The 24,517-nt window shown below is 68.9% G+C and carries 21 protein-coding genes; 11 read left to right on the plus strand and 10 right to left on the minus strand.

What is annotated here, in order from left to right:
* Positions 1-58: 58 nt before the first annotated feature.
* Complete coding sequence (locus CDN99_RS21685) at positions 59-631, minus strand: GNAT family N-acetyltransferase (protein WP_088387062.1); 573 nt, start codon at positions 629-631, stop codon at positions 59-61.
* Between the two features lie 86 nt (positions 632-717).
* Between CDN99_RS21685 and CDN99_RS21690 the strand changes: the two genes are divergently transcribed.
* Positions 718-900, plus strand: a complete 183-nt coding sequence (locus CDN99_RS21690) for a hypothetical protein (protein ID WP_088386992.1) — start codon at positions 718-720, stop codon at positions 898-900.
* 62 nt (positions 901-962) lie between these two features.
* Here CDN99_RS21690 and CDN99_RS21695 read toward each other — a convergent pair whose 3' ends face one another.
* Positions 963-1,511 carry a TlpA family protein disulfide reductase gene (locus CDN99_RS21695; protein WP_088386993.1) on the minus strand — a complete coding sequence of 183 codons (549 nt, stop codon included), beginning with the start codon at positions 1,509-1,511 and terminating at the stop codon, positions 963-965.
* Positions 1,512-1,541: 30 nt separating this feature from the next.
* A complete protein-coding gene (locus CDN99_RS21700; protein WP_088386994.1) occupies positions 1,542-2,450 on the minus strand; it encodes a LysR substrate-binding domain-containing protein in 909 nt (302 codons plus the stop codon).
* Between the two features lie 159 nt (positions 2,451-2,609).
* On the opposite strand from CDN99_RS21700, the gene CDN99_RS21705 reads away from it, so the two are divergent.
* The 3 genes from CDN99_RS21705 to CDN99_RS21715 all read left to right on the plus strand — a co-directional run bounded on the left by CDN99_RS21705 (position 2,610) and on the right by CDN99_RS21715 (position 4,532).
* A complete protein-coding gene (locus CDN99_RS21705; RefSeq protein WP_088386995.1) occupies positions 2,610-3,005 on the plus strand; it encodes a RidA family protein in 396 nt (131 codons plus the stop codon).
* A gap of 1 nt (position 3,006) precedes the next feature.
* Positions 3,007-4,158, plus strand: a complete 1,152-nt coding sequence (locus CDN99_RS21710; RefSeq protein WP_088386996.1) for an NADH:flavin oxidoreductase — start codon at positions 3,007-3,009, stop codon at positions 4,156-4,158.
* Between the two features lie 77 nt (positions 4,159-4,235).
* Positions 4,236-4,532 carry a hypothetical protein gene (locus tag CDN99_RS21715; protein ID WP_141100909.1) on the plus strand — a complete coding sequence of 99 codons (297 nt, stop codon included), beginning with the start codon at positions 4,236-4,238 and terminating at the stop codon, positions 4,530-4,532.
* 19 nt (positions 4,533-4,551) lie between these two features.
* Here the strand turns inward: CDN99_RS21715 and CDN99_RS21720 are convergent, their stop codons facing one another.
* Positions 4,552-5,655 carry a hypothetical protein gene (locus tag CDN99_RS21720; protein ID WP_088386998.1) on the minus strand — a complete coding sequence of 368 codons (1,104 nt, stop codon included), beginning with the start codon at positions 5,653-5,655 and terminating at the stop codon, positions 4,552-4,554.
* A 130-nt stretch (positions 5,656-5,785) separates the two neighbouring features.
* On the opposite strand from CDN99_RS21720, the gene CDN99_RS21725 reads away from it, so the two are divergent.
* Both CDN99_RS21725 and CDN99_RS21730 read left to right on the plus strand, forming a co-directional pair.
* Positions 5,786-7,630, plus strand: a complete 1,845-nt coding sequence (locus CDN99_RS21725; protein WP_158218919.1) for an HAD family acid phosphatase — start codon at positions 5,786-5,788, stop codon at positions 7,628-7,630.
* Between the two features lie 113 nt (positions 7,631-7,743).
* A complete protein-coding gene (locus tag CDN99_RS21730; protein ID WP_088387000.1) occupies positions 7,744-8,790 on the plus strand; it encodes a cell wall hydrolase in 1,047 nt (348 codons plus the stop codon).
* 14 nt (positions 8,791-8,804) lie between these two features.
* Here CDN99_RS21730 and CDN99_RS21735 read toward each other — a convergent pair whose 3' ends face one another.
* On the minus strand, positions 8,805-11,075 hold the full coding sequence (locus CDN99_RS21735; RefSeq protein WP_088387001.1) for an ATP-binding protein: 2,271 nt from the start codon (positions 11,073-11,075) through the stop codon (positions 8,805-8,807).
* A gap of 235 nt (positions 11,076-11,310) precedes the next feature.
* Here CDN99_RS21735 and CDN99_RS21740 point away from each other — a divergent pair, with 235 nt between their 5' ends.
* A complete protein-coding gene (locus CDN99_RS21740) occupies positions 11,311-12,900 on the plus strand; it encodes a hypothetical protein (protein WP_141100911.1) in 1,590 nt (529 codons plus the stop codon).
* A 107-nt stretch (positions 12,901-13,007) separates the two neighbouring features.
* Here the strand turns inward: CDN99_RS21740 and CDN99_RS21745 are convergent, their stop codons facing one another.
* A complete protein-coding gene (locus CDN99_RS21745) occupies positions 13,008-14,000 on the minus strand; it encodes a Bug family tripartite tricarboxylate transporter substrate binding protein (protein ID WP_088387003.1) in 993 nt (330 codons plus the stop codon).
* Positions 14,001-14,406: 406 nt separating this feature from the next.
* Here CDN99_RS21745 and CDN99_RS21750 point away from each other — a divergent pair, with 406 nt between their 5' ends.
* Together CDN99_RS21750 and CDN99_RS21755 are read left to right on the plus strand one after the other, a co-directional pair.
* On the plus strand, positions 14,407-16,464 hold the full coding sequence (locus CDN99_RS21750) for a beta strand repeat-containing protein (RefSeq protein WP_238139648.1): 2,058 nt from the start codon (positions 14,407-14,409) through the stop codon (positions 16,462-16,464).
* Positions 16,465-16,641: 177 nt separating this feature from the next.
* Positions 16,642-17,400 (plus strand): DUF481 domain-containing protein, encoded by a 759-nt coding sequence (locus CDN99_RS21755; RefSeq protein WP_088387004.1) that lies wholly within the window; start codon positions 16,642-16,644, stop codon positions 17,398-17,400.
* A gap of 9 nt (positions 17,401-17,409) precedes the next feature.
* Here CDN99_RS21755 and CDN99_RS21760 read toward each other — a convergent pair whose 3' ends face one another.
* Positions 17,410-18,063, minus strand: coding sequence for a LysE family translocator (locus CDN99_RS21760; RefSeq protein ID WP_088387005.1), 654 nt, complete (start codon positions 18,061-18,063; stop codon positions 17,410-17,412).
* 56 nt (positions 18,064-18,119) lie between these two features.
* The gene (locus CDN99_RS21765) at positions 18,120-18,863 is read right to left on the minus strand and encodes a T3SS effector HopA1 family protein (RefSeq protein WP_088387006.1); all 744 of its coding nucleotides are present in this window, start codon (positions 18,861-18,863) and stop codon (positions 18,120-18,122) included.
* Positions 18,864-19,000: 137 nt separating this feature from the next.
* Here CDN99_RS21765 and CDN99_RS21770 point away from each other — a divergent pair, with 137 nt between their 5' ends.
* Positions 19,001-19,570 (plus strand): hypothetical protein, encoded by a 570-nt coding sequence (locus CDN99_RS21770; protein ID WP_088387007.1) that lies wholly within the window; start codon positions 19,001-19,003, stop codon positions 19,568-19,570.
* A 16-nt stretch (positions 19,571-19,586) separates the two neighbouring features.
* Here the strand turns inward: CDN99_RS21770 and CDN99_RS21775 are convergent, their stop codons facing one another.
* Positions 19,587-20,312: an aspartate/glutamate racemase family protein gene (locus CDN99_RS21775; protein WP_088387008.1), complete on the minus strand. Its 726-nt coding sequence runs from the start codon at positions 20,310-20,312 to the stop codon at positions 19,587-19,589.
* A 75-nt stretch (positions 20,313-20,387) separates the two neighbouring features.
* A complete protein-coding gene (locus CDN99_RS21780; protein ID WP_141100912.1) occupies positions 20,388-20,786 on the minus strand; it encodes a hypothetical protein in 399 nt (132 codons plus the stop codon).
* 332 nt (positions 20,787-21,118) lie between these two features.
* Between CDN99_RS21780 and CDN99_RS21785 the strand changes: the two genes are divergently transcribed.
* Positions 21,119-24,466 carry a S41 family peptidase gene (locus tag CDN99_RS21785; protein WP_088387010.1) on the plus strand — a complete coding sequence of 1,116 codons (3,348 nt, stop codon included), beginning with the start codon at positions 21,119-21,121 and terminating at the stop codon, positions 24,464-24,466.
* Positions 24,467-24,517 lie beyond the last annotated feature (51 nt).

The raw sequence follows: 24,517 nt of genomic DNA on the forward strand, positions 1-24,517 counted from the left end.
ACCGCGCGGGGTCAGGTCTTGCCCCCGTTCAAGGCGACCCGTCGGCGGTGGGCGAAGTTCAGGTGTCCCGCCGCCACTCCCGCGCCAGCAAGCCATACAGCGCCGAATCCGACACCTCGTCCCCGACGATCCAGCGCTCCCGCTGCAGCCCGTCTTGCGTGAAGCCCAGACGCTCCAGCGTGCGCGCGGACGGCACATTGCGCGGGTCGATGTCGGCCTCGACCCGATTCAACCCCAGGACATCGAAACCGTACGCGAGCAGCGACCGCAGCGCCTCGTCCATGTAGCCCTGCCGCCCGGCGTCGGTCAGCAGCGCGTAACCGATCTCGGCGCGCCGGCACTGCGCCGAAATCGCGAACAGCGTGCACATGCCGAGGAAGCGCCCGTCCTCCCTGCGCTCCAGCGCGAGTCGCACGCTGTCTCCGTCGGCCATGCCCTGGCGGTCGCGCGCGATCATCGCGTGGGCCTGATCGATCGAGGTCCACGGTAGGCTGCTCCAGTAGCGCGTGACCAACGGGTCGGAAAGCATCGCGAACAGCGCGGGCGCGTCGGCGTCGCGAAGCGGCCGCAGATGCAGGCGGTCGGTGTCCAGCGTGAGTTGGTCGAAGGCGGGTGGACCGAAGGCGGGCATGGGCATCGCGGCGCGATGCCGCTGGGAGCCCCGGGATGACCCCGGAGCTGAAATTCTAGGAAGCGCCGCGCCGGGCGCCGCTCGTCATGGCCGCGGACAGCCGTGCCCGCCACACCGCCACGCGGCGGCATCGCGGCAACTGGAGGACCTCGCGGACCGTCTGCTCCCGGCGCCAGACGATGTCTCGCGCGGCGCTGATGGAGGCGCATGTGCAGCGCGCGCCCGGCATCGCGCCGACCGCGCTGCTGCCGAAACAGACGTTCTGCTGAAGAAGACCTTCAAGGGCAGCTCTGCACGGCTTCCCAAGGGCGGCCCCGGCCGCCCGGTCGATTCAGAGCGACGCCTTCTTCACCTGTGCGTCCACCCACGCCTCGATGCCCTCGACGGTGGCGTGGCCGTCCTCGCCGCCCAGTTGATTGGCAAAGGTCGTCGCCACCAGGCGGCCGTTGGCATCCAGCAAGGCGAAGGCGGGGAACGCATCCACCTTCAATTGGTTGAACAGCTTTTCCGCGTCCGCGGCGACGGGCCAGGTCAGGCCATGCTTCTGCACGTACTTGCCCGCCTCGTCCTTCGCATCCGGCGTGATGGCCAGGACATTCAGGTCGGCGCGGCGCGCCTTGACCTGATTGAGCTTGGGCACTTCCTTGACGCACGGCGCGCAATGGCGGGTGTAGAAATTGATCAGCAGGAACTTGCCCAGCAGCTGCTTCCTGGGCAACACCTGCCCCTGGGGGTCCGTCATCCCATCGAGCGGGAAGGTTTCACCCGCGGCCACCGAGAAATTGGGCAATGCCCGATACGTCCGCTCGGCGGCACTCGCGGTGTCGACTGTCGCGGCGAAACCCAGGCCGATGGCGAGGGCCAGGATGAGTGGTCTCATTGTTTTCTCCCTTTGCGAGGCGCGATCTTCTCATTTCCCGGCAGCCTCATTTCCCGGCCGCGCCGCGTGCGCGCGCAACCACGCCGCCACCGCCACCACGGCGGCCGAGGGCGACCTGTCCGCATGCATCGCCAGGTGATACGTGTGCCCCTCGATCATCGGCCCGAACGGCTGCACCAGATGCCCGGCCGCCAGCTCCTCCGCGACCAGCGGCAGGCTGACCAGCGCGATGCCGTGACCGGCCACCGCCGCCTGGATCGCGTGGCCCTCGTCGGAGAAACGAAGCTGCGCCGCCTGCGGCGGGCGGCGCCGTCCCGCGGCGGCGAACCAGCGCTCCCAGGTGGGGTTCTCCGGCTGGGCGCGTCGCCAGTCGAAGCGGATCAGCGGCACGCGCGCCAGGTCCTCCGGCGACAGCACGCCCAGCCGCGGATTCGCCACCGGCGCGAACTGGTCGGTGAACAGCGGCTCGACCGATAGGCCGGTATACGGCCCCCGGCCGTAACGGATGGCGATGTCGATCGCGGTCGACCGCAAGTCGACGACGTCGTCGCTCGCCTGCAGTTGCAAGTCGATGTCGGGATGTCGCAGCCGGAAGTCGGCCATGCGCGGCACCAGCCATTTCACGGTGAAGGCGTTGGTGGCGGAGATGCCGACCTGGGCCCGCGTCCGCTGCTGCGACAGGCGCGACAGCGTCGCCTCGAAGGCGTCGAAGCCGTCGCGCAGCACCGGATAGAGCTGCGCGCCCGCCTCGGTGAGCGCCACCTTGCGCACCTGTCGCTCGAACAGCATCAGCCCTGTCTGCGCCTCCAGCGCGCGGATCTGATGGCTGACGGCCGTCGGCGTGACGGCCAGTTCCTCGGCGGCGGCCTTGAAGCTGCCCAGCCGCGCGGCGGCCTCGAAGGCGCGCAAGGCGGAAAGTGGAAGCGATCGACGCTGCATCGGCGAAGGGGCGAATGGATGAATCCTGCTCATCTTACGGCTGACAAATGAACCTTTGTCGTGATCGCCGGCCATCCCTATCGTCAGAGCACGGATCGGCCATCGCTTCAAGCGCTTCCCCATTCTCTGCAGCCGATCACGAATGAAAGGAAATTCATCATGCTAGAACGCGTCATCACCCATCCGGATCCCTACGAGCCCTTCCTGCTCTCCCAGGGCATTCGATTCGGCGACCTGCTGTTCATCTCCGGCCAGGCCGGCGCGGGCGACGACGGCAAGATCGTCGCGGGCGGCTTCCTTGCCCAAGGAGAGCAGGCCTTCGCCAATCTGCGCCGCGCGCTGGAGGCCGGCGGATCGAGCTTGAAGGACGTGATCAAGGTGACGATCTTCGTCACCGACATGGCGCACTTCGAGGACGTCGTGGCGTTGCGCCGCCGGTTTTTTTCCGCCCCCTACCCGGCCGACACGATCGCCGAGATCAAGGCGCTCTACGACCCCGCCGCGATGATCGAGATCGAGGCCATCGCCGCCGTGCGTCGCCCGGAGGCCCGGTGACATGAGCGTCCCCTTCCATCCGCTGCCGGACACGCGGCACACCGTCGATGCCGCCACGGCCCCGCTCTTCGAGCCGCTGAGGATCGGCGCGCTGACGGTGCCCAATCGGCTGGCCGTCGCGCCGATGACCCGCGTCAGCGCCACGGCGGACGGCCACGCGACGCCGCGCATGGTCGACTACTACGGCGCCTTCGCGGCGGGCGGCTTCGGGCTGGTGATCACCGAGGGCGTCTACACGGACACGGCCCATGCGCAGGGCTATCTCTTCCAGCCAGGGCTGGCGGACGCGGTTCAGCGCGACGCCTGGCGCCCGGTGGTGGCCCGGGTGCACGCGCACGGCGGCCGCATCGTCGCGCAGTTGATGCACGCCGGAGCGCTCTCGCAGGGCAATCCCCATCGCGCCGGCACGATGGCGCCGTCGGCCGTGTTGCCCAAGGGCCGACAAATGACCTTCTACCGCGGCGACGGGCCGTACCGGATGCCCGAGCCGATGTCGATCGCGGCGATCGACGCGGCGGTGGACGGCTTTGCGCAGGCGGCGCGACACGCGCAAGCGGCGGGTTTCGACGGCGTCGAGATCCACGGCGCCAACGGCTACCTGCTCGATCAGTTCCTCACGGCCCACACCAACCGGCGCGACGACGGCTACGGCGGCGGCCTGGTCCAGCGCCTGCGATTGACGATGGAAGTCGTCCAGGCCATTCGCGGCGCGGTGGGCCCGGACTTCGTCGTGGGGCTGAGGATCTCTCAAGGCAAGGTCAACGACTTCTCGCACAAGTGGGCCGGCGCGGAGGACGACGCGGCCGGCGTCTTCGGCGCACTGGCCGCGTCGTCGATCGACTACCTGCACACGACCGAATTCGAAGCCTGGAAACCGGCATTCGGCGACGCCGGCCCGAGCCTGGCGGCACTGGCCCGGCGACACGTCTCGGTGCCGGTGCTGGCGAATGGCGCCCTGCACGAGGGGGCGCATGCGGCCGGCATGCTCGCCCGCGGGGAGGCCGACTTCGTGTCGCTGGGACGCGGCGCGCTCACGCACGCGGACTGGCCATTGCGGCTGCGGACCGGAGCGACCCTGGCGCCCTTCGACCGCGCATTGCTGGCGCCGATCGCTGACCTGGCGAATGCCGACCGCCTTCGCCGGCAAGGCTGAATCCGGCGCAATTCGGGTTTCGCTTGAATACTGTACATGCATACAGTACCATGCAGACAACCAACCGACGGAGGTCAGTGATGCTGCTCGATTTGAACGACCCCAAAAGCATTGCCCAGTGGTGGTCCGTGTTCCCGGAAAGGCACGGCGCGCTGCTGCGCGATTGGGAGCGTCGGCGGCCCGACGTGCGCGGCCCGATCGGTCAGGCACGCCGCATCATCCAGGCGGATCCTGTGCGGCGGGGGCAGTTGGAGCGCTTCGAGGGCGCCAGCGCCTCCCGGTCGTTCAGCGTGGCGGTGCCGTCGCATGACGAGATGGCGGCGGGTGAACTGACGTCCGACGCGGACACTGTCGAGGTCGAGGCGCAGGATTGAGGGCCGGGCGCCCGCCTGCTCAACGGAACGCCTTGGCGGCCTCGATGCCCTCGGGGCTGAGAAACGCGACGGCCTGCGCCCACGGCACCGTGACGCTGCGCGCGCAGGGCGTGTCGACGTAGGCCCGGCCGTCGACCTCGAAGACCAGGCCCTGGCGCTCGGGATGCATGCGCCGCCCGCTGATGGCGATGCGGTCCAGGCATTCCGTCTCGCCGTCTTCCTTGGACAGGTAGAGGCCGATGATCATCCGGCCCAGCATCGACCGCGCGTCGATGTCCTGCCGATGCGCAGGCAACAGCCACTGGTCCACGGCGACTTCCTGGCCGGTCTCTGTCGCATAGACCGCGGTGGACGTCCCGTAGGTGGGATGCGCGCCCCCGCAATAGCCGCCCTGGCTGGTGCCGATGACGACATAGCGCGTGTTCCAGGCGGCGACGGATTGATCCCAGCCGTACTCGAAGGGATGTCCCACGCCGCGCCACATGCGTCCGTCACCGGTGCACGCCAGCGAGAGGGCCATGGCGTCGACGGCCTCGCGCCACAGGCTCGCATTGATGCGTGCGATGCCGGCGCCCTCGCCCCACAGCGACACCGTGGAGACCCCGTCCACGCCCGCATGGCCGATCTGGTCGTAGTACCGATCGTCGACGACCTTGGTGGTGGCCGTGTCGGGCCGCAGGCCGCGCGTGCGGCGCTCGTCGTAGCCGTCGTTCGCGCCGGCCGGACGCGCGCGCAATGGCAGCGTCTTGCGGCCGTCCGGCGACCGCCACATGCCCGACAGCGCATCGGCGCGGCAATCGAGCGTCAGGCTGCCGGTGGCACGCCCTTTCTCGTCGGTCTCGCGCCAGGTCGTCGGGTCTGCGGCGTCCACGCGCAGATACAACTCCTTCAGCGCGCGACGGTAGTAGTAGCGGCCGACGCTGGCCTCGCGGTCCGCATGCTCGGTGGTCGCCAGCCTCCATGCCGCCGGCGTTTCACCGATCGTGCCCACCCAGTCTCCGGCGGCGCAGGCGGCCGTCGCGGCCTGCGGCAGCGCCCAGCAGGCGACGAGGAGCAGCCCCGCTTGAATGCGAATGTCACGACCACCGAACGCGACACGATGGGAATCGGCAAGGCAGTGCATCGGATCGGGAGGAGTGCAGAAGCGGCGACTGTAGCCGTGGGGCGGCGCATTTTCCGATCCTCACCCCATGGGATGCGCCCCACTCACCGCTCCTGCTAACGTTCGCGCCATGCCCGCGGAAGGATCATCCATGTACATGCCCATTCAGCGCGCACGCGTCGCGCTGCTGACGTTCGCCGCCTTGGCCGTTTCGACGGCATCGCTGGCACAGCCCGTCGAATCCCGAGAGAACCTCAACGCGACGCTCTGGTACCAGAAGGCCGTCGAGCGTTCCGCGGTGACGCTGGTGGTCTACCGGGACGCCACGGCCAAACTGGTCGCGGCGCGGCACGCCACCAGCCAGACGGCATCGCTGGAGCAGGCCCGGCAGGGCCACTTCTCGCGCAAGCCGCCGGCGATCGTGCTGGACATCGACGAGACCGTGCTGGACAACTCCGCCTACAACGCCGGCCTGGTGGCCGACGGCGAGTCCTACACCGGCCCGACCTGGGAGGCCTGGATCGCCGCCAGGCGCGCCGTGGCGATCCCCGGCGTGAAGGCGATGATCGCGAAGGCGCGCGCGCTCCGGTATCGGGTCGTCTTCATCACCAACCGCGCCTGCCCCGCGCCCGCGACCTACGGCGCGGACGGGCGCCACACCCATTGCCCGCAGAAGACGGCCACGCTGGACAACCTGGAAGCGGCGCTCGGCTACCGCCCGGATGACGCCGACCTGATGCTGCGCGGCGAGCGGCAGGACTGGGACACATCGGACAAGAGCGCCCGACGCCTGGCGGTCGCCACCACGCACCGGATCGCGATGCTGTTCGGCGATGACCTCAACGATTTCGTGCTGCCGGCCGCCTATGACCCCGATCAGCACGGCACGCGCTGGGGCACCACCTGGTTCGCGATCCCGAATCCGATGTACGGCTCCTGGGGCGACGCGCTGTCGCTGCAGCAACGTTATGACGGCTTGAAGCCATGGCGGGACCCGGCCACCGCGGCGCGGCGCGTGCGGGTTTCTTCCTGGAACATGGAATGGCTCGCCTCCGCGGCGGCGCTCGACGCGGCGTCCTACTGGTCGACCTGTGCCGCCAAGGGCTGGCCCAACGAGCGGCTGAGCAACGAGCTTCCCTACTGCGACGTCTACAAGCGCGACAACATCACCAGCGCGGCCGACTTCCTCGCCAAGCGCGTCGAGCCGCTGCGCCGGACGCTCGCGGCCCAGGCGGCGCTCGGGCTGGACGTGCTGGCCGTGCAGGAGGTTCAGAACGAGGCGGCGCTCCGGGCGGTGCTGCCGGCGGGGTTCAAGGTCGCCTGCTTCACCACCCGCGCCGACGCGCAGAACATCGGCTTCGCGGTGCGGGACGGCGCGCCCTTCGGCGTCTCCTGCCGCGAGCTGCGGTCGCTGAGCCTGGAGGACGCCACGCCGCCCGGCTCGGTGAGGCGCGGCCTGGAGCTGACGCTCGACGTGGCGGGCCGCAAGGTCGTGATGCTCAACGTGCATCTCAAGGCCAGTTGCCCGACCGGCCGCATGGACGCCGCGTCGAACGCCAATTGCCGGACGCTGCAGCGGCAGGCCGAGCCGCTGGAGGCATGGGTCGAGCAACAGGCCGTGGCCGGCATGCCCTTCCTGATCATCGGCGACTGGAACCGGGACCTCGAAGCCGAGGTCAATGGGCACTATCCGGCGCGCAACGACGGGTCGGACCCGAAAGGTCCGATCCAGCCGCAGAACGTCAACAACCTCTTTCCCGAGATCAATGACGGCGAGCCGGTGAGCAGCCGGATGCGCGTCGTCGCCATCGACCGCCGGGCCTCGGCCGGCAAGGCCTGTCACGAGCACCTCGATCAATTGGTGGTGAGCGACCTGCTGCTGAATCAGCTGGACGCCTCGTCGCTGACCGCCGGCGTGCCGGCGGCGAAGCTGGTGCTGGGCGAAAGCGGTGCTTCGGATCACTGCCGGATCGACACGGTGCTGCGCCTGCGGTAACTGGAGAACCCGTCTCATCCCAAAGTCGAAGGATGCCTCGCGTCCCCGGCTGATCTAGGCTGCGGGCTTCCCCAGCTTCTGGCGAGGCAGTGCGGCGCCACGCCTCCACTGACATGGACAAGGCGGAATCCTCGGCGGCAAGCATCGATCGGTGGGCGACCTGCCTGGCCTGCGGCGGGGGCAACCCCGCGAGCAACCGTTTTTGCGGACGTTGCGGCCACGAGTTCTCGCTGTCCGGCCGGACCCTCGAAGCCAGCGTCGAACTCGCCATCCAGGCGGCATTGCCCCATGCGATCAAGGATCGCCTGACCGACTCGAATCTCGTGGAGCTTCAGTTGGCGGAACGCGTCGCGGAACGGCTCTCGAAGTGGATCAAGTACATCGGGATCCCCGTCGGCGTCGTGGTGGCCGGCCTCAGCTTCTTTGGGATTCAGGCCTCGCTCGATCTGTCGCGTTCCCACGAACGTCTGCTGACGTCGCTCGACACGCTGCGCGCCAAGGCGGATTCCGCCGCCACGATGGTCTCGGAGGCCGAGCGCCAAGCCGCCTCCGCGAAGGCGAAATCCACCGAGGCAGGCGTGATGGCCAACGCGCTGCAAGCGCAGATGCAGGCCGCTTCCGCGACGCTCGCGCAGAGCGCCCTGGCCATCCGCGAGCTGGACAGGCAAAGCCGTTCCATCGCGTACATCCAATCCCAGATCAAGGAGATCGAAAAGCGACTTCCCGCGCCGAAGACCGGTGACCGGGAGAGGGCCATCGACCTGCTCGCGCGCACGATCTGGGGAGAGGCCAGAGGCATCGGCAAGGAAGGCATGGAGGCCATCGCCGCGGTCGTGGCCAACCGCACGAACGCGGGGCCGAAGGCATCGCCGGCGTTCGGATCCACCGTCGAGGAGACCTGCCTCAAGCCCTGGCAGTTCTCGACCTGGAATGAGAACGACCCCAACGGTCCCCTCGCGAGGCGGGTGACCGCATCGGACCAGAGATTCGCTGAAAGCCTGGCAATCGCCACGGCGACGATCGATGGCCAACTGAGAGATCGGACCGACGGCGCGACGCTGTATCACTCCATGCAGGTGGCGCCAGTCCCGGCCTGGTCCAAGACCGCGTTGATCACGCGGAACATCGGCGGATATCTGTTCTACAGAAATCCTTCCTGATGCGTGCCCCGGCATCACCCCGCCGAATCCAGCACCTTCCTCACCTGCGCCGCCAGCTCCTCCAGCGTGAACGGCTTGCCGATCAGGTGCACGCCCGCGTCGAGCACGCCGTTGTGCACCACCGCGTTGCGCGTGTACCCGGTCGTGAACAGCACCTTCAAATCGGGGCGGCGCCGCTGCGCCTCGTCGGCAAGCTTGCGGCCGTTGACGCCCGGCATGACGATGTCGGTGAACAGCAGGTCGATGTCGGGATGCGCGTCCAGGACCTGAAGCGCCGCCTCGGCGCCGTCGGCCTCGAAGACCCGGTAGCCAAGCTCCCGCAGCGAGTCCACCGACAGCAGCCGCACCGCGTCCTCGTCCTCGACGACCAGCACCGCTTCGTTGCCCTGCCCGATCGGCACGTCCGGCACGAGGTCCGACTGCGCGTCCCGCTCCGTCTCGCTCAGATGGCGCGGGAAGTACAGCTTCACCGTCGTGCCCTGCCCCAGCTCCGAGTAGATCTTCACGTGACCGCCGGACTGCTTGACGAAGCCGTAGACCTGGCTCAATCCCAGGCCCGTGCCGCGACCGACCTCCTTGGTCGTGAAGAACGGATCGAACGCCTTCGCGACCACCTCCGGCGGCATGCCGGAGCCCGTGTCGGTGACCGCCACCATCACGTACTGGCCGGACACCAGGCCGACATGCTCCGATGCGTAGCGCTCGTCGAGGTGGCTGTTGGCGGTCTCGATCGTCAGGTGCCCGCCGTCGGGCATCGCGTCGCGGCCATTGACGGCGAGGTTGAGGATCGCGTTCTCCAGCTGGTTGGGGTCCACGTGCGTGCGCCACAAGCCGCCGGCCAGCACCGTCTCCAGCCGCACCGCGCCGCCCAGGGAATGGCGCAGCAGGTCCGACATGCCCGCCACCAGCTTGTTGGCGTTGACCGCCTCCGGCTTGAGCGGCTGCTGCCGCGAGAACGCCAGCAGCCGCTGCGTCAACTGCGCGGCGCGTTTGGTCCCGTTGCGCGCCGCGTCCACGTAGCGCATCGCGCCTGGGTTGTCGGCCAGGAACTTGCGACCCAGCAGGTCCAGCGAGCTCACCACCACCGCCAGCATGTTGTTGAAGTCGTGCGCGATGCCGCCGGTCAACTGGCCCACCGCCTCCATCTTTTGCGCCTGGCGCAGCGCCTCCTCGGCGCGCAGGCGGTGCGCGACCTCGTCCTCGACGCGGCGTTCCAGCGTGTCGTTCAGCTCGCGCAGCGCCTTCTCCGCGCGATGGCGCTTGGTCACGTCCTGGAACAGCACCGCGACCTGCCGGCGCTCGACCGGCTCGACGCGGAAGGCCGCGAGCTCCAGGTAGCGCCCGGTCCTCTCCAGCTCGCGCTCGAAGCGGATCGGCTCGCCGCTGAGCAGCACGTGGCGGTAGGTCTCGACCCAGGCGTCCGCCTCGTCCGGCACCATCTCGCGGACCTTCTGGCCCACGACGCCGGCGATGCCCGCGTTGGCCGCATAGGCCGGGTTGGCCATCACGTGCACGTAGTCGCTGAGCGGGCCGTGCGGACCGTCGAAGAACTCGATGACGCAGAAGCCCTCGTCGATGCGATCGAACAAGGTCTCGAACTGCCGCTCGCTCTCGCGCAGCGCGGCATCCGAGGCCAGCGCCTCCTGTCGATAACGCTCGGCCATGGCATGCCGGGCGGCATCGCGGGCAGAGGCGGCCTGCGCCTCCTCGCGGCGCTGCGCGTCGAGCCGCTCGTTGGCGGCGACGAGTTGCCGCAGCGCCGCTTCGCTCTCGGCCACGCGGCGCAGCGCGAGGACCTTCTCGGTCGTTTCCCAGACCGTGCAGATCAGGCCGCGGATGACGCCGTCGTCGTCGCGCAGCGGCGAGTAGGAGAAGGTGAACCACGCCTGGCGGTCCTGCCCGTCACGGCGGACCACCAGCGGCATGTCCTCGCGGTACAGCGCCTGGCCGGCCATGGTCGTGGCGACCAGGTCGCCGACGTCGGACCAGATCTCGGCCCAGACCTCGCTCAGCGGCGCGCCGAGCGCCGCGGGATGCTTCTGGCCGAGCATCCGCGCATAGGGCTCGTTGTAGACCATGCTCAGCGACGGCCCCCAGCCGAGCCACATCGGCACCTGCGAGTCCAGCATCAACGACACCGCGGCCCGCAACGGACGCGGCCAGTGCAGCGGCGAGCCCAGCGCGGAGCCGGCCCAGTCGTTGCGGTGGAGGAAGTCTGGCGTGCCGTCGGGCTTGAGGGGCGGCTCGCCGGCCGATCCGGCGGGTCGCATGTCGTCGTGGGTCATGGCTGGACGGGGCCTGGGCGTCGGTGTTTCGGATTGAAAAATCAGTATCGCATCCAGGAACGACACCCCTCGGACCGGGCATCGGCCCACGGGTTGCCCCACCGGCCGCCCCACCCACCGACCCTCCCGCCCGCCGCGTCGCCGGTCCGCCGCGACGTTTCAGCAAATTGCTGATTGCCGAATCCGAATCGCCTGCTCAAGCTGCCACCAGCCGACAGCGGCGGGGAGAACCACGATGGGTGAATGGGCCGAACGCGCGGCAAGCGCAATGGCGGACGGATCGATCGCGGAATCGACGACCGGGCGTACGACTCGCACGGCACACCGCATGCCGACAACGGGCGGACCGACGCCCGTGGTGGCCAGGTTCATGGCGTCCCCACGCATGCTGACCCAGCGCCGGGCGATGGACACCTTGATCGCGGGCCACGCGCCTGGCGTCGATGCCGGCGCGGTCGCCCAGTTGGCGGGGAAGTCGTGGTTCTCGACCTCCGCGGCCAAACTCAAGTACGTGGATGACGACGACGCGGAGCAGGAGATGGACGTGGGAAGGAAGACCGAGGCCTGGCTCTGCCCGGACGACATCGTGCTCGGCTCGATCCCGCTGGATGAAGAACGCCGCGGCATCTACGACGTCGAGCGCCTCAGGCAGGCCAGCGGCAAGTCGCTGATCGCCTGCCATCTGCTCAATCACGATCTGGGGGGCGCCGGCGTCCAGGAGAACATGTTCCCGCACACCACGGAGTACAACGCGGCGCACTCCAAGCAACAGGAGGATCACACCAAGGCCAAGCTGCATCAGGTGCATGAACTGGCGGAGGGCGCACCGGACGGAACGTCCGTGGGCTTGCGCGTCAGCGTCGAAGTCGATCCGATGCCGAGCGACGCCGTCAGCTCCGTCGCCGACCTCGCCCCGGTCCGATTCAAGATGACGTCGACCATCGCCGACGACAAGGGGGCCGAGGTCGACAATCCACAAGCCGGGCGGGTCGAGCCCGTGGCCGTGCATCCCCGCTGGAACCACAGAACCGTGACCAACAAGGAATGGCTGACCGCCTCCGGGGCGGTGGCCACCAAGACCTATCGCGCCCGCAACGAGGCCTTCAGGAAACGGGTGACGGACCGAAGCACCACCCTGCTGCCGCAGGGATCCGCGTCTTCCTCGTCGGCGTCGATGCCGCTCCCCTCCTCGGCATCGCCATTGGCGACGACGCCGACCGCGACTCCGGTCCTCTCGTCGTCGAATCCCCTGTCGTCCTCTCCCCCGCTGTCGTCGTCGATTGCTCCGACGACCTCGACCACCGTTCTGCCGGACTCGATCCTGGCGGACGACAGCTCGGCGCTGCTGTCTCCGATCGTCTCCACCGGGGAGCCCATCTCATTGCCGCTCGCCACCACCGGGTCCTCGAGTTCCAGCCTGTCCCTGCCCCGGGTCGCCGACGACGAGGACCCCGAAGCGATTCGGCACGACGAGGAGTTCTACTTCGAGCACCTGTTGAGCCTGATCGGGGAGATCAAGAAGATTCCCGAAGCGTATCGATCGAAGTTCGCAAAACAGCTCGGGAAGGTCGATCTCTTCTCCAACGAGTTCGAGCCCGGATTGCTCGCGCTGAACAGGGCGATAGCCCGGGATCACGTGACCGTCGGTCGAGGGTCTGACGAGCGATCGAAGCGATCGAAGACCCGCGTCCCGATCGACCAGGACCGCCCCGACCGGTCGGGGCCGTCCTCCGCCGCCGCGATGCCCCTGACGCTGTCGCCGCCTTCGGACGTGCCGACGACGACCAGTTCGAGCACGGCCGCGTCGACCGACACCGGTTTCTGATTCGACGGCCGGGAAGCCCGGAGCCGCGAAGGGTCAGCATTTTGCTGATACCGGCCCGTGGACGGTGGCCCCGGGGGCTCACGCCCCCTTTGGGTCTGCTCCGGTGCTCAATCCACCGTCATCTTCGCGCCCGCCGCGACCTTGCCCAGCCGCTCGTATTCATGCGCGGTCAGGGTCTCCAGTTCCGCCGCCGTCGACGAGCGCGGCGAGAAGCCCGCCGCCAGCAGCTTCTCCTTCACGCCCGCATCGGCCAGCGCGCTCTGCAGCGCCTGCTGCAAGCGCTTGACGACGGGCGCCGGCAGGCCCGCCGGGCCATAGACGCCGAACCACGGCTCGATCGCATAGTCCGACAGGCCCGCCTCGGCGAGCGTCGGCACGTCGGGCAGCGCCGGCGAGCGCCTGGAGCCCGCCACCGCCAGCGCGCGCAGCTTGCCGGCCTGGATGTGCGGCAGCGACGCGGGCAGATTGTCGAAGGCGACCGGCACCTGGCCGCCGATCAGGTCGGTGATCAGCGGCGCGCTGCCCTTGTAGGGCACGTGCACCCATTCCGTGTGGCTGAGCTGCGCGAAGAGCACGCCCGCCAGGTGCATCGAGGTGCCCGCGCCGGCCGTCGCGAATGGCACGCCGGGGTTCTTGGCGGCGTAGGCGCGCAGCTCCGCGACGTTCTTCACCGGCAGGGCCGGGCCGACCTCCAGCACGATGGTGGAGTTGCCCAGCAGCCCGACCGCCGTGAAGTCCTTGCGCGGGTCGAAGGGCATCTTGCGGTAGATGTGCGGGTTCAGCGCGTTGGTCGAGATCGCGCCCATGCCCACCGTGTAGCCGTCCGGCGCGGACTTGGCCACCGCGTCCATGCCGAGGTTGCCGCCGGCGCCGCCGCGGTTCTCGATGATCACCGGCTGACCCAGGGTCTGCGACATGTGCGCGCCCACCGTGCGGGCGACCAGGTCCGTGGTGCCGCCGGCCGCGTAGGGCACGATGAAACGGATGGGCTTGGACGGGAAGGTCTGCGCCAGCGCCGGCATCGTGGCGACGCCGCCCAGGACGGCGACGGCACCGGCCAGGCGAAGCCAGTGGCGACGGGAAGATCGTTGGTGGTTCATGCGGTCTCCTTGCTTGATCGATGACGGCGGCAGGCCCCGGCCGCCCTGCTCGGCCTTCGCCGGTCATCGCCCACCCCGTTGCCAGGCAGTGAACCATAGGATCGCCGCCCGGCCGGCCTCGATCCCATCAGCCCGGGCGAAACGCGGCATCGTCGGCACATGCCGCGCGAGGACCGCCCGGCGCCCCGTCAGCCCCGTCAGCCCCATCAACCCCGTCAGCCGCGTCGGCCGCGTCGGCCGCGTCGGCCGCGCAGCGTGAGGCAGCGTCACGCACACCGCCCCTCTGCCATCGCTCGATGACGACGATGTGTCAACACACCCCGGCCCGGCACCCCGCATGGGCGGTGCCGCGCCGCCGTCAGGCCTCCTAGCATCGCGGGCATCCTCACGTGCCGAATGCCCCGCCATGCCGCGCCACCCGACCTTGCGTTCCGTCCTTCTCCGCCGTGCCCCGGCCTGCCGCCTGACAGGGCTGGCGCTCGCCGCGCTGATGTTGCAGACGGGCGGCGCCGGTGCCGCGTCCTTCGACATCAACGGCAACAGCACCACCGCGCAGACGCTGGGCAGTGGCAGCGGTCAGACGGGCGTGGTGCGCCAGGGCTCCGCGCTCACCGTCGGCGGCTCGACCGTGGCCGTCACGGTCAGCGGCAACAACGCCTCGCTCACCAACCTGGGCAGCCTCCTGCAGACGGGCACCGGCCGCGCGATCCGCGACAACACCGGCGTGCAGAACCTGGTGATCGTCAACGGCAGCGCCCTCAACGGCAGCGCGCTGATCCGCACGCAGGACGGCGACGTGATCCAGATGAACAAGTCCCCCGCCAGCGTGTCGCTGGATAACTGGGGGCAGATGATCTCGCTCAACGCGTCGGGCGCCGGCAACCAGGTCGTCGACTTCAACGCGATCGCCTCGGGCAGCAATGTCGTCACCAACCGCGCGGGCGCGCTGATGCTGTCCTACGAGGCCGACGCGGTGCGGCCGGGCGTGAACGGCGTGGTGAACAACGCCGGCACCATTCGCTCGATCACCACCACGGGCTCCAGCAGCGACGGCGTCGACTTCCAGGCCAACGGCGGCATCACCGTCAACAACCTGTCCGGCGGCCTGATCGAAGGCGCGCGCCACGGCCTCACCGGCGGCCCGGACAGCGCCGCCGTCAGTTGGACCGCCCTGGTGAACAACGCGGCCGGCGCGACCATCCGCGGCATGAATGGCGCGGGCCTGAACTTCGACGGCTACAACGCGCTGCAGGTCGTGACGGTGACCAACGCCGGGACGATCCTGGGCAACGGCCTCACCGGCGATGGCGACGGCGTCGACATCGACGGGCTGGTGAACCTGACCAACACCGGCACGATCCGCTCGTTGAACGCGTTCTCCGCGCTGGGCAACGGCCTGGCCTTCAGCGAAGGCGTGTCCGTGGGCGGCGGCACGATCCGCAACGCCGGGCTGATCGAGGGCCTGGTGGCCGTGGGCAACACCAACGCGGTAGGCCGCGGCATCTCGCTGGTAGGCAACGACATCACCAGCGGCCCGCTGAGCGGCCAGCGCGAGGCGCTCTACGCCGACGCCACCGTGATCAACAGCGCGGGCGGCGTGATCCGCGGCGACAGCGATTCCGCCATCTACATCGGCGGCCTGCGGGGCAGCGGCAAGCTGGTGCGCATCGACAACCAGGCCGGCGCGACGATCGTCGGCGGTGGCACCGCCGCGGCGGTGCGCTCGGCCTCGGACTACGACACCACCGTCGTCAACGCCGGCACCATCGACGGCCGCGCCAGCGGCGTCGCGATGGACCTCGGCGCGGGACGCAACACGTTGGTGGTGAGCGGTGGGCAGGCCGCGATCCTGGGCGACGTGCACGGCGCCAGCGGTGGCGGCAGCGCGACGCTGCGCTTCGAGGTCGGCGCCGGCAATCGCTTCCAGTACGACAACGCGCTGGTCAACTTCGACCGACTGCAGGTCGAGAACGGCCAGATCGTGATGACCGGCCAGAGCCGCGGCATCGGCACCGTGGCGCTGAACGGCGGCGAGCTCGAATTGCGCGGCAACGCGCGCCTGGGCAACGCCGGCGCACTGGAAGTGGCCGGCGGCACGCTCAAGGTCGTCGGCGGAGACCAGAGCTTCTCCAGCCTGGCGCTGCTCGGCCACGGCGTCTTCGACCTGAGCAACGCGACCTTGAGCTTCGGCTCGGTAGGCGCGGTCGGCGGCACGCTCACCGTGCTGCTGAACGGTGCCGGTGGCCTGAGCTTCGTCGGCGACCTGTCGCACAACGCCAATTTCCTGAACCTCGTGGCCGTGACCACGGTCAACGGCCTCGCGGCGACCTACCGCTTCAACGGCGGCCTCACCACGCTGAGCGCCGTGCCCGAGCCGGGCAGCCTGGTGCTGATGCTGGGCGGGCTGGCCGTGCTGCTGCCCTGGGCGCGTCGGCGCGCCGCGGTGGCCACAGCAGCGGCCTGAGTCGCCATCGGGGCCAGAGGGCCCGAGGGTGCGACGCCGCACGGGCGCGTGAGGGCGTGAGGCGGCGCGGGCGGCGAGCACGCACACGTCGTTGCAATCCGCTCCTCGCCATGCGGGGAGGCCGCGGGAGCGGCAGTTGCCAAAAGGAGGCCACCATTTTTCTGGAAAGGACCTTCCATGCCGCCGACGCGCCTCCTCGCCACCGCCTGCCTCGCCGCCCTGCCCCTGGCCTCCTGGGCCCAGGTCACCGTCAAGGACGACGGCCAGTGGCGCGCCCTGCTCACCGCGGGCGCCAGCCTGTCCTCGGGCAACAGCGACTCCACCACCGTGAACCTGAGCGGTGAAGCGGTGAAGGCCACCAAGACCGACAAGCTCACGTTCAACGGCCGCGTGCTTTACGTCAAGAACGACGACACCGACTCTGAACAGCGCTACGCCGCCGGCGCGCACTACCAGCGCGACCTCAACGAGCGCGTCTTCGGCTTCGGCCAGTTCGACGCGCTGCGTGACGAGCCCGCCAACCTGTCGTCGCGTTACTCGCTGGGCGGCGGCCTGGGGTATCACGTGATCAAGCGGGACGACCTCACCTTCGATGTCTCGGGCGGTCTGGGCTACACGCGCGAGCGCTACCTGCAGCCGGAGATCGTCGACGGGCAGCCGCGCGATGCATACGGCAACACCGAGGTCCTGCTCGCGGAGGAGTCGACGCACAAGTTCAGCGAGACCACCACCTTCCGCCAGAAGCTGACCTTCCTGCCCAACCTGCGCAACAGCGATCAGTACCGGACGGTGTTCGATGCCGGCGTGTCGGTGGCGATGACGAAACGGCTGAGCCTCACGGCCACGGTCTCACATCGCTATGACAGCGATCCGGGACCCGGACTGAAGAAGAGCGACGTGCTCTTCATCACGGGGGTGTCGTTCAGGATCGATTGACGGCGGGCGTCAGCCTGCCGCCACCCGCCCGCGCCACCCCAGCAGGCTGACGCCCAATCCCACGAAGCACGCGCCGAAGATCCGGTTCAGCGCCCTCACGCGCCGGGACGACGACAGGCCGCGCCGCAGCGCGCGCGCCAGCACCACGTAGAACGCATGCGCCAGCACGGCGCAGCCGGAGAACGTCACCGTCAGCACCGCGAAGTCGCGCGCCGCGGATTCGGGGTGGTTCATGAACTGCGGGAACAGCGCGGCGAAGAAGAGGATGGCCTTGGGATTCGTCAACGCGACGACGATGCCGCGGCCGAAAAGCGCGCGGCGGGACAGGATCGGCGCCGCGCTGGCGGCAGGCTCGCCGGACGCGATGGACAGGCCCTGGTCGCCTTGCCGCCATTGCTTGACGCCGAGGTAGATCAGGTAGCAGGCGCCCAGCAGCTTCACCACCAGGAAGGCTTGGGCGGACGTGCGCAGCAGCACGCCCAGCCCCGCCGTCGTGGCGGCGGACACGGCCAGCAATCCGACCGCGTTGCCCAGCGATCCCACCATGGCCAGGCGCGGTCCGACGCTCAGCGAATTGGAGATGGCCATCAGCACCGCGGGGCCAGGCGTGAAGGTGACGAACAGCGCCACTCCGACAAAACCGATCCAGCTGGTCCAATCCAAGGGGGGCTCCCAATGCGCGATGAAAGACGACCTGAGCGGGTCAGGGTGTGATCGTCTCAGAGGATCTGCCGGGGCCGATTCCAGGGTTTCGTGATGTCGATGCCGGCCTGCTTCATCGAGGCGAGGCACAGTGCCAGGAAGTCCAAATACGGTATGCGCATCGGGCGGTTCTTCGCATCGAAGGTCTCGCCCAGCAAGTGACACAACTCGCCGCCGAAGCTCTGCCCGGGATCGTCTGGCTGGCGAGCCGTCGAAACGCCCGGCAGGTCAGCGATGCGGCCCGCGCCCGGCGGCGTGTCGGTCTTGAAATCGGTGTCGGTGATCTTCGCTTGCCGCCTCAGGTCCCTGAGGCCGTCACAGAAGCGCCAGACTGCCGCCTTGTTGCGCAGGTAGATCACGATCGAATCGGGGCGGCCGTCGGCGATGTAATGCGGGCAATGCTTGGCCTGGATCACGTCGGTGTTGCCGATACCGGAAAACAGCGGCTGGATGGCCTGCCAGACATACAGCAGACGCGCCCCCTTGACCGACAGGTAGACGCGCTCTTCGATGCACGCCACGATATCGCTGCCCTGGTAGGACGGGCTGTAGTGGTACGTCCATCCGAGCGCCGGCTGCTGCCCCGACCCCGGCGAGTAGACGTTCTCGTAGATCCAGTCCTCCAGCGGCGAGCCGACGGCGATGCCCTGCGGATCGGCGTCCCACAACTGCTTGACGGCGTCTTTGACAGGCTGGGGAACACGCGCGAAGGTCGAGCAGTGGAGCAAGGTGTGATTCGCACCGCACAGCAGGCAAGGCATGGGCTCCTCCATGACGCAGCAACGACACGGCGCATGGTAGCGGCCCGTGCGCGATCGCGAGGCAATGCCGCGATGCCGCCAAGGTTTCAACCACAATGCGCGAATCGCAGGCTCAGTCTTGCCAACCTCCCCCCCTCATGCGCACCCTTCCCCTGCTGCTCGCCGCCCTCCTGACCGGCGCCTCCGCCTTCGCCCAGACCCCGCCGCAGGCGCCGTCGCAGCCGCAGCCACAAGGCGAGACCCTGCTCGTCGCGCCGCCCGCCGGCTACAAGGTCGTGACACAGAAGACCGCCGGCAACATGACGATCACGGAGTTCATTCCGAAGAACGAAGAACTGCCGGCGTGGACGGAGATGGTCACCATCCAGGTGTTCGCCAAGCTCGACAACGCAACGCCGAAGCAGTTCCAGGAGCTCATGGGCGCGGCGTGGAAGCGCCAGTGCAAGACCAGCCAGTCCTTCCCGGTCTCGGACGGCGTGGAGCGCGGCTATGCGACGTCGGTGTGGTTCCAGGGTTGCGAGCACAAGGGCACGCCCTCGAAGGACGAGCTGACCTGGTTCAAGGCCATCAAGGGCGCGGACGCCTTCTATCTGGTGCAAAAGGCTTTCGCGTACCAGCCGACGCCGGAGCAGATGGCGCCGTGGATCGAGTACCTGCGCGCGGTGCGCGTGTGCGACAACAGGAACCCCGAGCGGGCCTGCAAGTAGGCGCGCGGCCGGACCGTCAGGCCGCCGACGTCGCCGCCCGCAACGCGGCCCGCGCCAGCAGTCGCGTCGAATCGAGCGTCGGCAGCGCGGCGTTGCTGTCGTCGATGATCAACGGGATCTCGGTGCAGCCCAGGACCACCGCGTCGCAGCCGCGTGAGCGCAGATCCTCGATGGCCTGCTGGAAGCGCGCGATCGTGCCGGGACCGACCCGCCCCGGCACCAGCTCGTTCATGATCAGGTCGCCAAGCTCGTCACGCCAGGCATCGGTGGGCCGCACGGCGTCCAGGCCGAGGGCCGACAGCGCCCGCGGATAGACATCGCTGGCGACCAGCCAGCGCGTGCCCAGCACGCCCACGCGCCGGAAGCCGCGGGCGCGCGCCTCGTCGGCGACGACACGGGCGATGTGAAGCCAGGGCAGCGGGGAAGACGGCTCCACCAGGTCGAAGGCCTGATGGATGGTGTTGTCGGGGCAGATCAGCAGTTGCGCGCCCGCGGCGCTCAACCTGCGGGCGGAGTCCAGCATCAACGCCGCCACGCCGGCGCGGTCACCGCGCTCCAGTGCCTCGACGTAACGATGCAGCGACGGCGTATGCAGGCTCACTTCCGGATGGGCATGCGGCCCCAGCAGCGCCGCGCCCTCGGCGCAGATCGTGCGGTAACACAGCGCGGCGCCTTCGGCCGAGCAGCCGACGATGCCGATGTGAAGAGGCGCGGAGGGGGTGGACGGTGCGGAGGCGGACATGGGTCGATGTTAGAGAAGGTCCGCGGCGCTTGCCACGGCATCGCCGGCCACCAACGTGAATGGCACGCCATCACCTCATCGCGCCGCCACCCGAAACTCCACCTGGAAGTGGACCTCGCCCGAGGTCTTCAGCGGCGGCAGCTTGACCAGCGCGTCCTGCAGCGCCTGCCGGACCGTCTTCTCCACATCGCCCTTGGTCGCCAGCTTGATCCCGCATCTGGCGACACGGCACTCGAACTGCACTCGCGCGGACATCGCCGACGGATTGAGTTCGAGCACGCGAGACGCGCTGGCCTCCGCCGTCTTGACGAAGGCCGCGAGATCCTGGACGGTGGTCCGCTTTTGAATCTCGGCCTCCGGCATCAGCAGTGTCACGCCCGCCATCGTCACGCGCTGGCCGCGCGCGTCGCGGGATCTGTCCTGAAAGTAGGTCTGCGATTGACCGGACGCCGATGGGCTCTCTTGATCGAGCATGTCGCCACCGGCCGATGACGCGACGGCAGCGCTGGAGAGCAAGGTCGACGCAACCAGCACAAGGCCGGAGCGACGGAGAAATGAATGGCGACGGATCACGGCGAAACGATCCCTCGCGGCGCGACGGAGCGCCGGACTTCAAAGGCGGTGATGGGCATGGTGAGCTTCGACTGAACAGGTATTCGCACAAGGCTTTGCATCTTGCCAACGCGGCACGGCGAATCGGCCCCATTGGACCTCAAACGCCCTGGCGTTTACCCGATCCGTGACTCCAGACACCCTCGTTCCCCAGGCCTAGACTGCTCCGTTCCGACTGCTTTCCCTTCATCGTCATGAGATTCAAACTCGCGGGCACTGCCCTGGCATTGATGACGGCCTTCACCGCGGCGAACGCCCAGGCGGCCTCCGGGGCGCTCGGCCCCTTGACGAATCCCTTGTGGCTGCGCCAGTCGGCCATCTCCCCCGACGGGCGACAGATCGCCTTCACCTTCCAGGGCAACCTCTACCTGGTGCCCGCCGCGGGCGGCGCGGCCCGGCTGCTGGTGTCCAACGGCAAGCACACCTCGGCCCCGCTCTGGTCGCCCGACGGCAAGCTGATCGCCTACGCGTCCAACCTCTACGGCAACGACGACGTCTTCCTCGTCTCCGCCGAGGGCGGCCCGTCGCGCCGGTTGACGACGCACTCCGCGTCGGAGTTGCCGGTGGCCTTCACGCCGGACGGCCGGTCGGTGCTGTTCTCGGCCCAGCGCCAGGACGTGCGCGCGAGCATGGCCTTCCCCTCCCCCGCGCTGAGCGAGCTCTACAAGACCAGCATCGAAGGCGGTCGCCGCCCCGAGCAGATCTTCAGCGACCCCGCCCTCGCCGGCCGCTACGACAAGGCCGGCACGCGCCTGGTCTACGAAGACTGGAAGGGTTACGAGAACGCCTTCCGCAAGCACCACATCTCGCCGGTCGCCCGAGACATCTGGCTGTGGGACGCCAGGACCGGCCAGCACCGCAAGCTCACCAGCACCGGCGGCGAGAACCGCAACCCGGTCTGGTCGGCCGACGAGCAGTCGATCTACTACCTCAGCGAGAAAAGCGGCTCCTTCAACGTCTGGAAGATGCCGGCGAACCAGCCCGAGGCGACTCGGCAGATCACCCACTTCAGCAAGAACCCGGTGCGCTTCCTGTCGGTGGCCGCGGACGGCACGCTGTCCTTCGGTTACGACGGCGAGCTGTACACGATGGCCGGCGACACCGCCACGCCCAGGAAGCTCAGCGTCAGCATCGCCGCCGACGCGCTGGTGCCCAGCGTGGAGAACCTCAAGCTGGGCGACGGCGCCACCGACCTGGCGGCGAGCCCCGACGGCAGCGAGGTCGCCGTGATCGTGCGCGGACAGGTCTTCGTCACGTCCACGGAGTTCGGCAACACGCGCCGCATCACCGACGGCCCGGGCCAGAAGCGCTCGATCAGCTTCAGCCCCGATGGACGCAAGCTGCTCTACGCCTGCGAGCAGGACGGCCAATGGAGCCTGTGCGAGTCCGCCATCGCCGGTGACAAGAAGGCCGTGCCCAGCTTCTTCAACGCGCCGCGACTCACCACGCGGGTGCTGTTGAAGAACGAGCATCAGAACTTCCAGCCGCGCTACTCGCCCGACGGCAAGCAGGTCGCGTATCTGCAGGACCGGTCGGCGGTGCACGTGCTGGACGTCGCCTCGGGCAAGACGCGCGAGGTGCTGTCCAGCCAATGGAATTACTCCTACGAGGATGGCGATCAGGCCTTCGACTGGGCGCCGGACGGCAAGAGCCTGCTGGTCCAGTTCGTCGACCACACCCGCTGGGGCCAGGAGCTCGGCGTGGTGCCGGCCGACGGCAGCGGCAAGCTGGTCAACCTGACGCGCAGCGGCTACGACGACGTGCGCCCGCTGTTCGGGCGCGGCGGCCAGATGATGATCTGGCTCAGCGACCGCCAGGGCCTGCACGGCAGCGGCGGCGGCGCGCGCACCGACGCCGACATCTTCGGCATGTTCCTGACCCGCGCCGCCTACGACCGCTTCAAGCTCGACAAGGCCGAGTACGCGCAGCTCAAGCAGCGCGAGGACGACGAGAAGAAGGATGCCGACAAGAAGGAAGCGGAGAAGAAGGACGCCGACAAGAAGGACGGCAGGAAGGACACCGCCAGGGCCGACGACGCGAAGGCCGAGCCCAAGGAGCCGGTCAAGCCCGTCGTCATCGAGATGGAAGGCCTCGAGAACCGCGTCGCGCGGCTCACGACGGCCTCCGGCGATATCCGCGATTTCGCGCTCACGCCGGACGGCGAGCAGCTGTTCTATGTCGCCAAGACCAGCGAGGGCTACGAGGTCTCCCAGGCCCGCCTGCGCGACAAGGAAACGCGCCGCGTCGGCCTGCTGCCGGAAGGACGCGGCGAGGCCGTCGCGTTGTGGCTGGACGCCAAGGGCGAGAACGGCTTCGTGATGGCCGGCGGCCAGGTGCAGAAGTTCAAGGTGCCCGGCGGCGACGGCAAGGGCGACGTGAAGACCGAGCCGGTCAAGTTCCTGGCCGAGCTGCGCATCGACCACGCGGCCGAGCGCGCGCAGATGTTCGACCACGCCTGGCGGCAGACGCGCGAGAAGCTCTACGTCAAGGACATGGGCGGCGTGGACTGGGACTACTACCGCAAGGTCTATGAGCGCCAGTTGCCCTTCGTCGCGGACGGCACCGACTTCGCGGAGCTGCTCAGCGAGATGCTGGGCGAGCTGGACGTCTCCCACACCGGCAGCGGCTATCGCCCGCCGCCGAGCGGCGACGCCACGGCCTCGCTGGGCGTCTTCTACGACCAGGCCTACCAGGGCCAGGGCGCGAAGATCGCGGAGGTGATCGAGGGCGGTCCGCTGGACACCGCGAGCAGCCGCGTCAAGGCGGGCATGGTGATCGAGTCCATCGACGGCACGGCCATCGCGGCGGGCGCGGAGTTCGACTCGCTGCTCAACCTCAAGGCCGGCAAGCAGTTGGCGATCGAGGTGCTGGACCCGGCGACCGGCAAGCGCTTCGACCAGACGCTCAAGGCCATCGGTATCGGCGCGGAGCGGGAACTGCTCTACAAGCGCTGGGTGCGGCGGGAGCGCGCGCTGGTGGACCAGCTGTCGGGCGGCCGGCTGGGCTACGTGCACGTGCGCGGCATGGATGACGAGAGCTACCGGCAGGTGTACGCCGACGCGCTGGGCCCGGCCAGCGCCAAGGAGGCGTTGATCGTCGACACGCGCTTCAACGGTGGCGGCAATCTGCACGACTCCCTGGCGACGCTGCTGTCGGGCAAGCCCTACCTGGAGTTCCTGCCGCGCGGGCAGAGCCTGGGCTGGGAGCCCACCGGCAAGTGGACCAAGCCGTCGGCGGTGCTGATCAGCGAGAGCAACTACTCGGACGCCCACCTGTTCCCGTGGACCTACAAGCACCTGGGCCTCGGCCAGTTGATCGGCATGCCGGTGGCCGGCACCGGGACCGCGGTGTGGTGGGAAACCATGCAGGACGGCGCGACCTACTTCGGCATCCCGCAGGTCGGCTTCCGCGCGGCCAATGGCGAGTTCATGGAGCGCGCCCGCATCACGCCGGACATCGAAGTGCCGAATGACAAGGCCAGGCTCGACAAGGGCGAGGACCAGCAGCTGGAGGCGGCCGTGAAGGCGCTTCTCAAGAAGTGATTCGACGCTGCTGACTTGCACCGGCCGGCGCATGCCGGCCTTTTTCATTCG

Origin of the sequence: Roseateles aquatilis, assembly GCF_002205645.1 — a bacterium.
GTDB lineage: Bacteria > Pseudomonadota > Gammaproteobacteria > Burkholderiales > Burkholderiaceae_C > Roseateles > Roseateles aquatilis.